The sequence below is a fragment of the Kitasatospora sp. NPDC127067 genome (genome assembly GCF_042724755.1).
GTDB classification, from domain to species: domain Bacteria; phylum Actinomycetota; class Actinomycetes; order Streptomycetales; family Streptomycetaceae; genus Kitasatospora; species Kitasatospora lactacystinica.
In genome coordinates this window covers 47,962-62,139 of sequence record NZ_JBHXEM010000022.1, presented here as the reverse complement: position 1 = coordinate 62,139, position 14,178 = coordinate 47,962, and the positions used below count along the sequence as shown (strand labels likewise).

Below are 14,178 nucleotides of genomic sequence, written 5' to 3'. Positions count from 1 at the left end.
TCGACGACCCCCCGCCCGCTCGACGACCCCCCGCCCGCTCGCCGGGGCCCGCTCCCAGAGACAAGGACACGACAGCAACGATGGCAACACCGACCACCAGGGCGGCCGGCGACGGCAGCGGCCTGACCGAGATGTCCTGGGACCCGATCACCCGCATCGTGGGCAGCCTGGGCATCCACACGAAGATCGACTTCAAGCAGAAGCGGGTCGCGGAGTGCTACAGCACCTCCTCGGTCTTCCGCGGCTACAGCGTCTTCATGCGCGGCAAGGACCCGCGCGACGCCCACTTCATCACCAGCCGGATCTGCGGGATCTGCGGCGACAACCACGCCACCTGTTCCGTCTACACGCAGAACATGGCGTACGGGGTGAAGCCCCCGCACCTGGGCGAGTGGATCATCAACCTCGGTGAGGCCGCCGAGTACATGTTCGACCACAACATCTTCCAGGAGAACCTGGTCGGGGTCGACTACTGCGAGAAGATGGTCCGCGAGACCAACCCCGGCGTCCTGGAGCAGGCCGAGCGCACCGAGGCCCCGCACGCCGGCGACCACGGCTACCGGACGATCGCCGACATCATGCGCTCGCTCAACCCCATCGAGGGCGAGTTCTACCGGGAGGCGCTCCAGGTCAGCCGCTACACCCGGGAGATGTTCTGCCTGATGGAGGGCCGCCACGTGCACCCCTCCACGCTCTACCCGGGCGGCGTCGGCACCGTCGCCACGGTGCAGCTGTTCACCGACTACCTGACCCGGCTGATGCGCTACGTCGAGTTCATGAAGAAGGTCGTGCCGCTGCACGACGACCTCTTCGACTTCTTCTACCAGGCCCTGCCCGGCTACGAGGAGGTCGGCCGGCGCCGGGTCCTGCTCGGCTGCTGGGGCAGCCTCAACGACCCGGACCACTGCGACTTCACCTACCGCAACATGACGGACTGGGGCCGGCGGATGTTCGTCACCCCCGGCGTCGTGGTGGACGGCAAGCTCGTCACCAACGACCTGACGCAGATCAACCTGGGCATCCGCATCCTGCTCGGCAGCTCCTACTACGAGGACTGGCAGGGCAAGGACCTGTTCGTCACCCACGACCCGCTGGGCAACCCCGTCGACCCCCGCCACCCGTGGAACCAGCACACCATCCCCGCCCCGCAGAAGCGGAACTTCGACGACAAGTACAGCTGGGTGATGTCCCCGCGCTGGTTCGACGGCAAGGACCACCTCGCCCTCGACACCGGCGGCGGCCCGATCGCCCGCCTGTGGTCCACCGCCCTGTCCGGGCTGGTCGACATCGGCTACATCAAGGCCACCGGCCACAGCGTGCAGATCAACCTGCCCCGCTCGATGACCAAGCCCGAGGTCACCTTCGAGTGGAAGATCCCGCAGTGGAGCAACGCCATCGAGCGCAACCGCGCCCGCACCTACTTCCAGGCGTACGCGGCCGCCGCCGCCCTGCACTTCGCCGAGAAGGCGCTCGACGAGGTCCGCGCCGGGCGCAGCCAGACCTGGGAGCGCTTCGAGGTGCCGGACGAGTCGATCGGCTGCGGCTTCACCGAGGCCGTGCGCGGCGTGCTCTCGCACCACATGGTGATCCGCGACGGCAAGATCGCCAACTACCACCCGTACCCGCCCACCCCGTGGAACGCCAGCGTCCGGGACAGCTACGGCACGCCCGGCCCGTACGAGGACGCGGTGCAGAACACCCCGATCTTCGAGGAGAACCCCCCGGACACCTTCAAGGGCATCGACATCATGCGCGCGGTGCGCAGCTTCGACCCCTGTCTGCCCTGCGGCGTGCACATGTACGTCGGCGGCGGGCGCACCGTGCAGACCATGCACGTGCCCACCGGCCTGAGCGGGCTCACCGCATGACGGCCGAGCGGACCGGGCAGCGGATCCACGAGGCCCTGGACGCCCTGGCCGGCAGCGGCGCCGAGCAGGCGGGCGAGCAACTGGTCCGGGAACTCATGGAGTTCTACGGCCAGGGCCTGGCCAGGATGGTCCCGGCGCTGCCCCCGCCCGCACTGGACCGGATGCTGGACGACCCGGCCGTCGCCGGGGTGCTGCTCCTGCACGACCTGCACCCCGAGGACCTCCCCGCCCGGATCGACCGGGCACTGGCCGCCCTGTCCGAGCGGGTCGAGGTGGCCGGCTTCGACCCGGCCACCGGCGTCCTGCGGCTGCGCCGCACGGCCACCGGCTGCGGCTGCGGCGAACAGGAGGTGGAGGCCGTCCTCGCCTGCCACGCGCCCGAGGTGACCGCCGTGGAACTGGAGCGCGCCCCGCAACTGCTCCAGATCGGCACCCGGCCGCCGCAGCCCGCGGAGGCCCGATGAACACCCGCCGGATCTCCCGCGACGGGACCGCCCTGCTGCACCGGCTGCGCGAACCGGCACCGCCGCGCCCCGAGCAGTGCGCGTTCTGCGGCCGGGACCTGCCCGCCGGCCACCGCCACCTGGTGGACGTCGAGGAGCGCGCCCTGGCCTGCGCCTGCACCGCCTGCAGCCTGCTGTTCCAGCAGCCGGGCGCGGCCGGTGGCCGCTACCGCACCGTGCCGGACCGCTACCTCGCCGACCCGGCCCGCGAGTTGGACCAGCAGGCCTGGTCGGTGCTGGGCATCCCGGTCGGCACCGCCTTCCTGTTCCGCAACACGGTGATGGACCAGCTGCTCGCCTTCTACCCCGGCCCGGCCGGCGCCACCGAGAGCGAGCTGGACGAGGCGACCTGGCAGCGCGCCCTCGGCGGCAGCCGGCTGGCCGACGCCCTGGAACCGGACGTGGAGGCGCTGCTGCTGCGCCGCACCGAGGAACGCGTGACGTGCTTCCTGGTGCCGATCGACGTCTGCTACGAGCTGGTCGGCCGGTTGCGGCGGTGCTGGCACGGCTTCGACGGCGGCGCCGAGGCACGGGCCGAACTCGACGCGTTCTTCGCGCGGCTGGCCGACCGGGCCCGCCCGCTGCCCGCGGAGGTGACGGCGTGACGGCCCTCGCCTTCGCCTGCACCGGCGTGCGGTCCGACCCGTACGCGGCCGGGCCGACCCTGGTGTTCCGGCTGCGCATCACGGCCCCGGCCGACACCCGGGTGCACGCCCTCGCCCTCCAGTGCCAGCTGCGGATCGAACCGGGCCGCCGACCGTACGGCGACGCCGAGGGCGAGCGGCTGACCGACCTGTTCGGCGAGCGGCAGCGCTGGGCCACCACGCTCAACCCGGTCCAGTTCGCCACCGTGCCGCTGCTGGTGCCCGGCTTCACCGGCGGCACGGAGATCGACCTCTCGGTGCCCTGCACCTACGACCAGGAGGTCGCCTCGGCCCGCTACTTCCGGGCGCTGGAGGGCGGCGAGGTGCCGCTGCTGCTGCTCTTCTCCGGCACCGCCTTCTCCGGCCCCGGGGGCTTCCAGGTCAGCCCGGTGCCCTGGGACCGGGAGGCCCGGGTACGGATGCCGGTGCGGGTCTGGCAGGAGGCGATCGACCGGCACTTCCCCGGCAGCGGCTGGCTGCGGCTGCCGGAGGACGTCATGGACGAGCTGCTGGCCTACCGTTCCCGGCGGGCCCTGCCCTCCTGGGAGGCGACGGTGCGCGAGCTGCTCGCGGCGGCCGCGATCGGGGAGACGGTCCGGTGAGCGGCTTCCCGGAGCGGATCGAGCGCGGCTTCGCGGCCGCCCGGCAGGTCGCCGACGCGGTGCTGCTGGAGGGCTACGTGCTCTACCCGTACCGCGCCTCGGCGGCCAAGAACCGGCTGCGCTGGCAGTTCGGCGTCCTGGTGCCGCCCGAGTACACCGCGGTCGGCGGCGAGCACTCCCACCAGCGCACCGAGTGCCTGATGGAGGCGCGCGGCGGGGACCTGCTGGCGGTCGAGCTGCGCTTCCTGCGGGTCCAGCGGCGCACCGTCGAACGGGCCACCGCCGCCGGCTTCGAGTCGGTGGAGCGCCTGGAGCTGGCCGACCGGGACCTCGTCGAGTGGGACGAGGGCGTCGAGGAAAGGGTCGAACTCCTGGTCCCGGTCGAGGAGGTGGACGGCGAAGGGGTGCAGCGGCCGTTCCGGCTGCCGGGCGTCGGCGAAACCGGTCTGGTGCACGAGGACGGCGCCGTCGTCGGCCGGGTGGTGCGACGGCGCGAACAGGTCGACGGCCTGGTCTGGCTGCGGGCCGAAGAACTGCCCGGCCCGTACCGGGCGCAGCGGCTGACCGTGGAGGTGGAGAACACCTCCCCCTGGAGGCCGCCGCGGGGGGCCACCCGCGACCAGGCCCTGCCGCACTCGCTGGTCTCCGCCCACCTGCTGCTCGGGCTGGAGCACGGACGCTTCCTGTCCGTCACCGACCCGCCCGAGTGGGCCCGCCCGGCCGTCGAGCGGTGCCGCAACGAGCGCACCTGGCCGGTGCTGGCCGGGCCGGACGGCGACCGCTCGGTGGTGCTGTCCTCGCCGATCATCCTGGAGGACCACCCGCGGATCGCCCCGGAGAGCCTCGGCACGCTGTACGACGCCACCGAGATCGACGAGATCCTGGCGCTGCGGACGGCCGCCCTGACCGAGGAGGAGAAGCGGGAGGCCCGCGGCACCGACGAGCGGGCCGGCGCGGTGATCGACCTGGCCGAGTCCATGCCCCCCGAGGTGCTGGAGCGGCTGCACGGGGCCATCCGCGGGCTGCGCGAGGTCACCGGCGGCGGCGCCGTCGACGGCGGCGAACAGCCCTGGTGGGACCCGGGCGACGACCCGGCGGTCGACCCCGAGCGGGACCGGGTGCTGGTGGACGGCCACGAGGTCGGCGCCGGCAGCCGGGTCCTGCTGCGGCCCGGCCGGCGGCGCACCGACGCCCAGGACCTCTTCCTGGACGGGCGGACCGGCGTCGTGGAGGCCGTGCTGCACGACCTCGACGGCTCGGTGCACCTGGCCGTCACCGTGGAGGACGATCCGGGCGCCGACCTGTGGCGGGCCCAGGGGCGGTTCCGCTACTTCCAGCCCGACGAGGTCACACCGCTGGAGGGATCGTGACGACGGGCTCGACGGTGCTGGTCGCCGGGGTGGGCAACATCTTCCTCGGCGACGACGGCTTCGGGGTCGAGACCGTCCGGCGGCTGTCCGCCCACCCGCTGCCGGCCGGCGTTGAGCTGGCCGACGTCGGCGTGCGCGGCGTGGACCTCGCCTACCGGCTGCTCGACGGCCACCGCACCGCCGTCCTGGTGGACGCCACCTGCCGGGGCGGGGCGCCCGGCACCGTCTACCTGATCGAGGCGGACACCGGAGAGCCCCTGGAGGTGCCGGTCCTGGACGGGCACCGGATGGGGCCGGACGCCGTACTGGCGCTGCTGGCCACGCTCGCCGCCGGCACCGGCGGCGAGCCGCCGGAACGGGTGCTGGTGGTCGGCTGCGAGCCGGCGTCGCTGGAGGAGGGCATCGGGCTGAGCGAGCCCGTCGCCGCCGCCGTGGAGGAGGCGGTCCGAGTGGTCCTGCGGGTCGTGGACGAGGCCGCGCAGCCGGAGAAGGAGGCAACACCATGCTGAGGAAACTGTTCTGCGTCGTCCTGCTGGCGGGCATCGGCGCACTGGTCTGGCAGAGCCTGCCGGACATCAAGCGGTACCTGCACATCTCCCGGATGTGAGCCGTGTGAGCCGATGCGACCGGATGTGATCCGAGATGGGGAGCGGATTGCTGCGAACGGCGCAGCCCCGCGTGCGGTGGCGGCGCGGCTGCGGGCCGACGCCGCCACCGCGCCCTGTAATGGGGCGCGTTGCCGCCCGCTCCGGGAAGGGACCCATGCACGAGATGTCGATCGCCGAAGCCGTCGTCGAGCAGGTGGACACGGCCGCGCGCGAACACGGGGCCCCCGGGGTGGCGCGGGTGCGTCTGAGGGTCGGGGAGCTGGCCGGCGTGGTGCCCGAGGCCCTCGACTTCTGCTTCGAACTCGCCTGCACCGGAACGCTGGTGGCGGGCGCCGTGCTGGACACCGAATCCGTCGCGGCCCGAGCCCGCTGCACCCCCTGCGCGGTTGAGTGGGCGGTCGGCATGCCGCCGGACCTCGGCTGCCCGAGCTGCTCCGGCGGTGGCGGCGTCGAGCTGCTGTCCGGCCGTGAACTGCAGATCCTCGACGTCCAGTGGGCCGAGGCCCGGGACGTCAGGGCCGAGGTCCGGGACGTCCGGGCCGAACAGAAAGGCTGATGCCGATGTGCCGCACGGTCGACCTCCGTCAGGCGGTCCTCGCCCGCAACGACGACAGCGCCCGCCGGCTGCGGGAGGCGCTGGAGGCGCGGGGGACGGTCGCGGTGAACCTGCTGTCCAGCCCCGGCAGCGGAAAGACCGCGCTGCTGGAGGCCGAGCTGGGGCTGGCCCGGCGGCGCGGGGTGGAGGTCGCCGCGCTGACCGCCGACCTCGCCACCGAGAACGACGCCCGCCGGCTGGCCCGCTCGGGCGCCCCGGTGAAGCAGGTGCTCACCGACGGGCTCTGCCACCTGGAAGCGCGGATGCTCGCCGGGCACCTGGACGGCTGGCTGCCGGCCGAGTGCCGGCTGCTGTTCGTGGAGAACGTCGGCAACCTGGTCTGCCCGGCCTCCTACGACCTCGGCGAGACGCTGAGGGTGGTGCTGGCCTCGGTGACCGAGGGCGAGGACAAGCCGCTCAAGTACCCGACGGCCTTCGGGCTGGCCAACCTGGTGCTGGTGACCAAGACGGACCTCGCCGCGGCGGCCGAGTTCGACGAGGCGGCGTTCCTGGCCAACGTCCAGCGGGTCAACCCCGGGGTGACGGTGCTGAACACCTCCGCCCGGACGGGCGAGGGCGTCGGGGCGCTGCTGGACCGGGCGCTGGCCGTGCTGGAGGGGGCCGAGCCGCACCGGCCGGTGATGTCGGCGGCGCCGCACGACCACGGGCACGCGCACGACGACGGGGACGGGCAGGATCACGGCCACGGGCACGACCACGGGCACCACCACGGCCGCTCCGCCGTGGGGGAGCGCGCGTGACGGCCGGTCACCCCGGGCTCGACCGCGAGCGGCGGCGGGTCGCCGTCCGCGGCCTGGTGCAGGGGGTCGGCTTCCGCCCGTTCGTCCACACGCTGGCCGGTGAACTCGGCCTGGCCGGCACCGTCACCAACACCGGCGAGGGCGTCCTGGCCGAGGTCGAGGGCAGCCCGGACGCCCTGGACGCCTTCTGCCGGCGCGTGGCCGGCGACGCGCCGCCGCTCGCCCAGGTGCACTCGGTGGAACACGCGCCGCTCGCCATCACCGGCGCCACCGGCTTCCGCATCGTCCCGTCCAGCCCCGACGGCCCCCGCACCACCCTGATCCCGCCCGACACCGCCGTCTGCGCCGACTGCCTGGCCGAACTCACCGACCCGGCCGACCGCCGCCACCGGCACCCCTTCATCAGCTGCACCAACTGCGGCCCCCGGCACACCATCGTCACCGGCCTCCCGTACGACCGGGCCAACACCACCATGGCCGGCTTCCCGATGTGCCCGGACTGCGCCCGGGAGTACACCGACCCCGCCGACCGCCGCTTCCACGCCCAGCCCGTCGCCTGCCACGCCTGCGGGCCCGCACTCGCGCTGACCGTGCCCGGACGCCCCGGACGCCCCGGACGCCCCGGACGCCCCGGACGCCCCGGACGCCCCGGACTCGCCGGGGAACAGGCCCTCACGGAGGCCCGACGGCTGCTCGCCGAGGGCGCGATCCTCGCCGTCAAGGGCATCGGCGGCTACCACCTCGCCTGCGACGCGCGCGACACCGCGGCCGTCGCCCTGCTGCGCCGGCGCAAGCGGCGCGGCGACAAGCCCTTCGCCGTGATGGCCCGCGACCTCGCCACCGTCGAACGCCTGCTGCCCGTCGACCCGGTCGAGCGGGAACTGCTCACCGGGCCGGTGAGGCCGATCGTCCTGCTCCGCCGCACGGGCCTGCCGGTGCCCGAGGCGGTGGCTCCGGGCAGCCCCGACCTCGGGGTGATGCTCCCGTACACGCCGCTGCACCACCTGCTGCTCGCCGCCCCCGGGCCGGACCTGCTGGTGATGACCAGCGCCAACCTCTCCGGCGAGCCGATCGTCACCGAGGACCGGGAGGCGCTGGAGCGGCTCGCCCCGCTGGTCGACGGCTGGCTCACCCACGACCGGCCGATCCACGTCCCCTGCGAGGACTCCGTGGTGCGGGTGGTGGACGGCGAACAGCTGCCGCTGCGCCGTTCGCGCGGGTACGCGCCGCTCCCGATCCCGCTGCCGGTGCCCGTCCGCCCCGTCCTGGCCGTCGGCGGCGACCTCAAGAACACCTTCGCGCTGGCCCGGGACGGCTACGCCTGGCTGTCCGGCCACATCGGCGACATGGACGACCTGGCCACCCTGCGGGCCTTCGAGCGGGCGGTCGAGCAGCTCGGCACGGTCAGCGGCGTACGGCCCGAACTGCTGGCCGCCGACCGCCACCCCGGCTACCGCTCGCTGCGGCACGCCGAGCGGACCGCCGCCGGCCGGCCGGTGCACCGGGTCCAGCACCACCACGCCCACATCGCCGCGGTGATGGCCGAACACGGCCTGGACGGCGGCCGGCCGGTGCTCGGGGTGGCCTTCGACGGCACCGGCTACGGCGAGGACGGCGCGATCTGGGGCGGTGAGGTGCTGCTGGCGGACTACGACGGGTTCCGCCGCCTCGCCCACCTCCGGTACGTGCCGCTGCCCGGCGGGGACGCGGCCGTCGAGCGCCCCTACCGGACGGCGCTCGCCCACCTGCGCGCGGCCGGGCTGCCCCGGCTGCCGCAGCTGCCGCCGGTCCGGGCCTGCGGGGGCGAGGAACTACGGCTGCTGGAGCGCCAGTTGGAGCGGGAGCTGAACTGCGCGCCGACCTCCAGCATGGGCCGGCTGTTCGACGCGGTCTCCTCGCTCGCCGGGATCTGCCAGCGGGCCGGGTACGAGGCCCAGGCGGCGATCGAACTGGAGGCGGCGGCCTGCGAGTTCGGGGCGGCGCAGCGGGCGGGCGGCTACGCGTTCGGCCTGTCGGCGCGGGCGGACGGCTGGATCGCCGACCCCGGGCCGGTGCTGGCCGCGGTGGTGGCCGACGTCACCGCGGGTGCGCCCGCGGGGCTGGTCGCCGCCCGCTTCCACGGCGCGGTGGCCGAGCTGGTCCGGCGGATCTGCGCCGCCGTCCGGGAACGGCACGGCACCACCACCGTGGCGCTCAGCGGCGGGGTCTTCGCCAATGCGCTGCTCTCCTCCGCCTGCGCGAGCGGGCTCGGGGAGGACGGCTTCACCGTACTGCGGCACCGCCGGGTGCCGCCCAACGACGGAGGGCTGGCGCTGGGCCAGCTGATGGTGGCCGCCCGGTCGGCGGCCACCCGGGAGGAGTGAGCGCGGATGTGCCTGGCGGTGCCCGGCAGGGTGACGGAGATCGGGGAGCGGGACGGGACCAGGATGGCGGTGATGGACTTCGGCGGCGTGATCAAGGACGTCTGCCTGGAGTACCTGCCCGACCTGGCGGTGGGGGAGTACGCGATCGTCCACGTGGGCTTCGCGCTGCAGCGCCTGGACGAGGAGTCGGCCCGGCGTACCCTCGCCCTCTTCGAGGAACTCGGGCTGTTGCAGGAGGAGTTCGGCGACCCGTGGGAGGCCGCCGGGGCGGCGGCGGGTGCGGCCGGAGCGGCGGACGGGACCGAGGAGGCCGGACGGTGAAGTACCTGGAGGAGTTCCGCAACCCCGAGCTGGCGGCCGGGCTGCTCGCCGACATCAGGGCGACGGTCACCCGGCCGTGGGCGCTGATGGAGGTCTGCGGCGGCCAGACGCACAGCATCATCCGGCACGCCATCGACCAACTCCTGCCGGACGAGGTCGAATTGATCCACGGGCCGGGCTGCCCGGTGTGCGTCACCCCGTTGGAGATGATCGACCGGGCACTGGCGATCGCCGCCCGGCCGGGGGTGGTCTTCTGCTCCTTCGGGGACATGCTGCGGGTGCCCGGCACCGACCGGGACCTGTTCCGGGTGCGCGGTGAGGGCGGCGACGTCCGGGTCGTGTACTCGCCGCTCGACGCCCTGCGGATCGCCCGGGAGAACCCGGACAAGGAGGTGGTCTTCTTCGGCATCGGCTTCGAGACCACCGCCCCGCCGAACGCCATGGCCGTCCACCTGGCCAGGAAGCAGGGGCTGCGCAACTTCAGCATGCTGGTCTCCCACGTCCGGGTGCCCCCCGCGATCGAGGCGATCATGGACTCGCCGGACTGCCGGGTCCAGGGCTTCCTCGCCGCCGGGCACGTCTGCAGCGTGATGGGCACCGCCGAGTACCCGGCGCTCGCGGAGCGCCACCGGGTGCCGATCGTCGTCACCGGCTTCGAACCCCTGGACATCCTGGAAGGCATCCGGCGCACCGTACGGCAGCTGGAGCGCGGGGAGCACACCGTCGACAACGCCTACCCGCGGGCCGTCCGCCCCGAGGGCAACCCGGCGGCCCGCGCCATGCTGGAGGACGTCTTCGAGGTGGCCGACCGCGCCTGGCGGGGCATCGGGGTGATCCCGCGCAGCGGCTGGCGGCTCTCGCCCCGCTACCGGGACCACGACGCCGAGCACCGCTTCGACGTCTCGGGGATCACCACCCGCGAACCCGCCGAGTGCCGCAGCGGCGAGGTGCTGCAGGGCCTGCTGAAGCCCCACCAGTGCGAGGCCTTCGGCACCGTCTGCACACCGCGCACGCCGCTCGGCGCCACGATGGTGTCCAGTGAGGGGGCGTGCGCGGCGTACTACCTGTACCGGCGGCTCGGCGTGCCGGGTACGACGTCCGTCCGGGTCCAGGACCTTCAGGAGACCCAGGAGACCCAGGAGGCGAGCCGCGTTGGCTGACACCGAACTGCTCACCGAAGCGCTCGCCGGACCGTCCGCCGAACCGTCCGTCGAACCGGATGCCGGGCGGCCCGACTTCTCCGGCTGGAGCTGCCCGCTGCCGCTGCGCGACCACCCCCGGGTGGTGATGGGCCACGGCGGCGGCGGGGCGCTGTCCGCGGAACTGGTGCAGAACCTCTTCGCGCCGGCCTTCGGCGGCCCGGTGCTCGCCGGGCTCGGCGACTCCGCCGTGCTGGAGCTCGGCGGGGCCCGGCTCGCCTTCTCCACCGACTCCTACGTGGTGCGGCCGCTGTTCTTCCCCGGCGGCTGCATCGGCGACCTCGCCGTCAACGGCACGGTCAACGACCTCGCCATGAGCGGGGCCCGGGCCGCCTACCTGTCCTGCGGCTTCATCCTGGAGGAGGGGGTGGAGATGGCCGTGGTGGACCGGGTCGCCAGGGCGATCGGCGCCGCCGCCCGCACCGCCGGGGTCGAGATCGCCACCGGGGACACCAAGGTGGTCGAGGCCGGGCACGGGGACGGCGTCTACCTGAACACCGCGGGCATCGGGATCGTCCCGGCCGGGGTCGACATCCGCCCGCAGCGCGCCCGGCCCGGCGACGTGGTGATCGTCAGCGGGCCGATCGGGCTGCACGGCGTGGCGATCATGAGCGTCCGGGAGGGACTGGAGTTCGGCGTCGACGTGCGCAGCGACAGCGCGGCGCTCGGCGGCCTGGTCGAGGCCATGCTCGCGGCCACCGCCGACCTGCACGTGCTGCGCGACCCCACCCGGGGCGGCCTGGCGGCGGCGCTCAACGAGATCGCGACCGCCGCCGGGGTGGGCGTCGTGCTCAGCGAGGCCGCCGTCCCCGTCCCGGAGCCGGTGGCCAACGCCTGCGCGGTGCTGGGCCTGGACCCGATGTACATCGCCAACGAGGGCCGGCTCGTCGCCTTCGTCCCGCGCGGCCCGGCGGACGCCGTGCTCGCCGCCATGCGCGCCCACCCGCTCGGCGCGGAGGCGGTGGTGATCGGCGAGTGCGTCGAGGAGCACCCGGGGATGGTCGTGGCCCGCACCGGCTTCGGCGGCACCCGGGTGGTCGACCTGCCGATGGGCGAGCAGCTGCCGCGGATCTGCTGACGGCGCGCCCGCTGCTGCCGCCCCGGGAGACGCCTCCCGGGGCGGCGGTCCGTCGTTCCGCCCCGGCCGGTCAGCCCAGGAAGCGGTGCAGTGAACCCGCCAGGGCCTCGACGAAGCCCTCCCGGACCTCCTCGGCGACCAGGTCGAGGGACAGGTACGGGTTGAGGTCCTCCAGCTCGACCAGGAGCAGGCTCCCGTCCGGCGCGCGGCAGGCGTCCACCCGCTGGATCCCGTGGGCGAGCGTGTTCCAGTCGACGAAGCTCCGCGCGAACGCGAGGTCGGCCGCGTTCGGCTCGTACGGCTCCAGCACCCAGCGCCGGGCCGGATCCGGCGCGTGGAGGGCGTACTGGAAGGCGTCGTCCACGAAGTAGAACGAGACCTCGTAGCGGAAGTCGATCCGCGGCTGGACCAGCACCTCGCCCCACGCGTCGAGCCCGTCCAGCTCGTCGCGGGTGAGGAAGCGCAGGCCTATGCTGTCCGCGCCCTCCCTGGGCTTGACCGCGTAGCGGTCGGCGGCGGGCAGCCGGTCGAGGTCCTGCGGCCGGTCGACCGTGGGGATGACGGGGCGGCCCGCCTCGGTCAGGTCCAGCAGGTACCCCTTCCCGGCCATGTCTCCCCGCCCGGTCAGCGGGTTGTAGACCCGCACGCCGTCGGCCAGGGCACGGTCGCGGAACCGGGCGTACTCCTCCCGGTAGTGCAGCACCGGACCGCTGTTGCGCACCACGACCGCGTCGAAGCGCCCCATCAGGGCCCGGGCGTCCAGCGGATGGCACAGGGCCAGGTCGAACCACTCCCGCAGCCGGGAGGTGAGGAAGACGTCCTCGTCGCCGTACCGCCGCCCGCGGGCCGGGTAGGCCAGGTCGGTCACGTACAGCAGGCTGGGCCGGTCGGGCACGGGGGCTCCCTCGGTCGGTGGTGGGGGAGTGAATCTACCGGGCCCGCCCCGGCTGGGCGGTGCACGATGAGCGCGGGGCCCGCCCGGGCCGGGCCCCGCGCGCCCATCAGGGCCGTCACGTAGGCGTCCAGCCGCTCCTCCACCGCTCGCGTCGTGAGCTCCTCCCGGACGCCGTTGTCGGCCATGACGGCCAGCACTCGGTCGGCCTCCTGCGGGGTACGGCAGAACGGGATCATCACCACGACGTTGGTCAGGCCGAGTTCGTCCCGGGCCCGGCGTAGCGCCCGGCACTCCAGGGCGAAGCCCTCGCGGTAGCCGGGGTCGTAGTAGCGGCTCGCACCGCGCCAGCCGGTCATCGGGTTGGCCTCGGTGGGCTCGAAGGGTGTGCCGCCGATCAGCCGGGCGACACGTTTGACCTGCTGCTCCAGCGGGCTCTCCTCCCGCCGGGTCCGCCGGCTGAGCGCGGCGATCCGCCCGAGTTCGGTGCGCATGCCCGTCGCCGTCACGACCGCCACCGCGGTCCCGCCGGTGCACGAGGCGCCGGAGAACAGCAGGTCATGGGCGCTCAGCAGCGGTCCTGAGCCGTCCGTGGACTCCGCCGACCGGAACACCGGCACGGACTCGCCGGTCAGCGCGGAGGTCTCGACGTTCCCGGCGGTGACGGCGGTCGGGTACTTAGGGGCGAGCATCGAGCCGTGGCGCCCGCCCCGTCGCCTGACGGCTCGGTCGGGATCAGACCAGCCCCGCACCCCATGCGCGGGCGCGGTCGAGTTCGCCGGCGCGCAGCGGTCCGTCGTTGCCCTCCACGATGAAGCCCTCGGGTTCGGCGACCACGTCGTAGTGGTGGTGGGAGAGCCGGTGGGCGATGCCGTTGGCCGCGCCGCCGGCCCTGGGCATGTCGACCCGGGTGTCGAACGCGGCGGCACAGGTGCCGGACCCGGTGGTCGGAAGGTCGTGGAACCAGGCTCGTAGGCCCGGGCCCTCGGCGGTCTCCCGCGCTTCGGCGGCGGCCTCCACGCGACCCTCCTTGTGCCCCTCGGCCGCGGCGGCCATCCGGCGGCTGATCCCGGAGGACATGCCGTGCATGTGCGTCGGTCCGCCGACCACCAGCAGGTCCGCGGACCGGGCGGTGTCCGCGTTCGCCTCGGACACCGGGAGGCAGTCGACGGCCGCCCCGGGGTCGGTCCGGCGGACACCTTCGGCGATGGCCTCGGCGACCTCCCGGGTGTTGCCGTACATGCTCTCGTACACGATCACGGTGTGCATGGTCTCCACCTTTCGTCACGTCCAGGCTCGCGCCGCGCGGGCGGTCAGGACCTGGGCCGTTCGGCCCGGATCGGACCGCCGGGCGGGCATGTCCGCACGGGAGCG

General features: G+C 74.2%; 16 protein-coding genes. 13 read left to right on the top strand and 3 right to left on the bottom strand.

Going from position 1 to position 14,178, the window contains the following annotated elements; genetic code table 11:
- Positions 1–80 precede the first annotated feature (80 nt).
- From ACFWJ4_RS12615 to hypE, 13 genes are all read left to right on the top strand, one after another.
- The gene (locus ACFWJ4_RS12615) at positions 81–1,868 is read left to right on the top strand and encodes a nickel-dependent hydrogenase large subunit (RefSeq protein WP_359908256.1); all 1,788 of its coding nucleotides are present in this window, start codon (positions 81–83) and stop codon (positions 1,866–1,868) included.
- Positions 1,865–2,332 (top strand): thioredoxin, encoded by a 468-nt coding sequence (locus ACFWJ4_RS12610; protein ID WP_380542589.1) that lies wholly within the window; start codon positions 1,865–1,867, stop codon positions 2,330–2,332. The genes ACFWJ4_RS12615 and ACFWJ4_RS12610 overlap by 4 nt, the downstream gene beginning before the upstream one ends.
- Positions 2,329–2,976, top strand: coding sequence for a DUF5947 family protein (locus ACFWJ4_RS12605; RefSeq protein ID WP_380542586.1), 648 nt, complete (start codon positions 2,329–2,331; stop codon positions 2,974–2,976). The genes ACFWJ4_RS12610 and ACFWJ4_RS12605 overlap by 4 nt, the downstream gene beginning before the upstream one ends.
- A complete protein-coding gene (locus tag ACFWJ4_RS12600; RefSeq protein ID WP_380542583.1) occupies positions 2,973–3,617 on the top strand; it encodes a DUF6084 family protein in 645 nt (214 codons plus the stop codon). The genes ACFWJ4_RS12605 and ACFWJ4_RS12600 overlap by 4 nt, the downstream gene beginning before the upstream one ends.
- Positions 3,614–4,987 (top strand): hypothetical protein, encoded by a 1,374-nt coding sequence (locus ACFWJ4_RS12595; RefSeq protein ID WP_380542580.1) that lies wholly within the window; start codon positions 3,614–3,616, stop codon positions 4,985–4,987. Before ACFWJ4_RS12600 ends, ACFWJ4_RS12595 begins: the two co-directional genes overlap by 4 nt.
- A complete protein-coding gene (locus ACFWJ4_RS12590; protein WP_380542577.1) occupies positions 4,984–5,496 on the top strand; it encodes a hydrogenase maturation protease in 513 nt (170 codons plus the stop codon). Before ACFWJ4_RS12595 ends, ACFWJ4_RS12590 begins: the two co-directional genes overlap by 4 nt.
- The gene (locus ACFWJ4_RS12585; protein ID WP_380542575.1) at positions 5,490–5,594 is read left to right on the top strand and encodes a DUF6893 family small protein; all 105 of its coding nucleotides are present in this window, start codon (positions 5,490–5,492) and stop codon (positions 5,592–5,594) included. The genes ACFWJ4_RS12590 and ACFWJ4_RS12585 overlap by 7 nt, the downstream gene beginning before the upstream one ends.
- 155 nt (positions 5,595–5,749) lie before the next feature.
- Positions 5,750–6,151 carry a hydrogenase maturation nickel metallochaperone HypA gene (locus ACFWJ4_RS12580; protein ID WP_380542572.1) on the top strand — a complete coding sequence of 134 codons (402 nt, stop codon included), beginning with the start codon at positions 5,750–5,752 and terminating at the stop codon, positions 6,149–6,151.
- Positions 6,152–6,156: 5 nt separating this feature from the next.
- Positions 6,157–6,951 (top strand): hydrogenase nickel incorporation protein HypB, encoded by a 795-nt coding sequence (hypB, locus tag ACFWJ4_RS12575; RefSeq protein WP_380542569.1) that lies wholly within the window; start codon positions 6,157–6,159, stop codon positions 6,949–6,951.
- Positions 6,948–9,314 carry a carbamoyltransferase HypF gene (gene hypF, locus ACFWJ4_RS12570; protein WP_380542566.1) on the top strand — a complete coding sequence of 789 codons (2,367 nt, stop codon included), beginning with the start codon at positions 6,948–6,950 and terminating at the stop codon, positions 9,312–9,314. The genes hypB and hypF overlap by 4 nt, the downstream gene beginning before the upstream one ends.
- Before the next feature lie 6 nt (positions 9,315–9,320).
- On the top strand, positions 9,321–9,635 hold the full coding sequence (locus ACFWJ4_RS12565; protein WP_380542564.1) for a HypC/HybG/HupF family hydrogenase formation chaperone: 315 nt from the start codon (positions 9,321–9,323) through the stop codon (positions 9,633–9,635).
- Positions 9,632–10,795, top strand: a complete 1,164-nt coding sequence (hypD, locus tag ACFWJ4_RS12560; RefSeq protein WP_380542561.1) for a hydrogenase formation protein HypD — start codon at positions 9,632–9,634, stop codon at positions 10,793–10,795. Before ACFWJ4_RS12565 ends, hypD begins: the two co-directional genes overlap by 4 nt.
- Before the next feature lie 97 nt (positions 10,796–10,892).
- Positions 10,893–11,912 (top strand): hydrogenase expression/formation protein HypE, encoded by a 1,020-nt coding sequence (gene hypE / locus ACFWJ4_RS12555; RefSeq protein WP_380542659.1) that lies wholly within the window; start codon positions 10,893–10,895, stop codon positions 11,910–11,912.
- 70 nt (positions 11,913–11,982) lie between these two features.
- Here the strand turns inward: hypE and ACFWJ4_RS12550 are convergent, their stop codons facing one another.
- The 3 genes from ACFWJ4_RS12550 to ACFWJ4_RS12540 are packed head-to-tail and all read right to left on the bottom strand — an operon-like array spanning position 11,983 to position 14,073.
- The gene (locus ACFWJ4_RS12550; RefSeq protein ID WP_380542558.1) at positions 11,983–12,807 is read right to left on the bottom strand and encodes a hypothetical protein; all 825 of its coding nucleotides are present in this window, start codon (positions 12,805–12,807) and stop codon (positions 11,983–11,985) included.
- Positions 12,777–13,496, bottom strand: a complete 720-nt coding sequence (locus tag ACFWJ4_RS12545) for a putative PEP-binding protein (RefSeq protein ID WP_380542555.1) — start codon at positions 13,494–13,496, stop codon at positions 12,777–12,779. Before ACFWJ4_RS12545 ends, ACFWJ4_RS12550 begins: the two co-directional genes overlap by 31 nt.
- Before the next feature lie 43 nt (positions 13,497–13,539).
- Positions 13,540–14,073 (bottom strand): flavodoxin family protein, encoded by a 534-nt coding sequence (locus ACFWJ4_RS12540; RefSeq protein ID WP_380542553.1) that lies wholly within the window; start codon positions 14,071–14,073, stop codon positions 13,540–13,542.
- Positions 14,074–14,178: the final 105 nt, after the last annotated feature.

Bases quoted from the DNA above. Each gene is read 5' to 3' on its own strand.
- ACFWJ4_RS12615 (WP_359908256.1), top strand. From the start codon at position 81: ATGGCAACACCGACCACCAGGGCGGCCGGCGACGGCAGCGGCCTGACC.
- ACFWJ4_RS12610 (WP_380542589.1), top strand. From the start codon at position 1,865: ATGACGGCCGAGCGGACCGGGCAGCGGATCCACGAGGCCCTGGACGCC.
- ACFWJ4_RS12605 (WP_380542586.1), top strand. From the start codon at position 2,329: ATGAACACCCGCCGGATCTCCCGCGACGGGACCGCCCTGCTGCACCGG.
- ACFWJ4_RS12585 (WP_380542575.1), top strand. From the start codon at position 5,490: ATGCTGAGGAAACTGTTCTGCGTCGTCCTGCTGGCGGGCATCGGCGCA.
- ACFWJ4_RS12580 (WP_380542572.1), top strand. From the start codon at position 5,750: ATGCACGAGATGTCGATCGCCGAAGCCGTCGTCGAGCAGGTGGACACG.
- hypB (WP_380542569.1), top strand. From the start codon at position 6,157: ATGTGCCGCACGGTCGACCTCCGTCAGGCGGTCCTCGCCCGCAACGAC.
- ACFWJ4_RS12565 (WP_380542564.1), top strand. From the start codon at position 9,321: ATGTGCCTGGCGGTGCCCGGCAGGGTGACGGAGATCGGGGAGCGGGAC.
- ACFWJ4_RS12545 (WP_380542555.1), bottom strand. From the start codon at position 13,496: ATGCTCGCCCCTAAGTACCCGACCGCCGTCACCGCCGGGAACGTCGAG.
- ACFWJ4_RS12540 (WP_380542553.1), bottom strand. From the start codon at position 14,073: ATGCACACCGTGATCGTGTACGAGAGCATGTACGGCAACACCCGGGAG.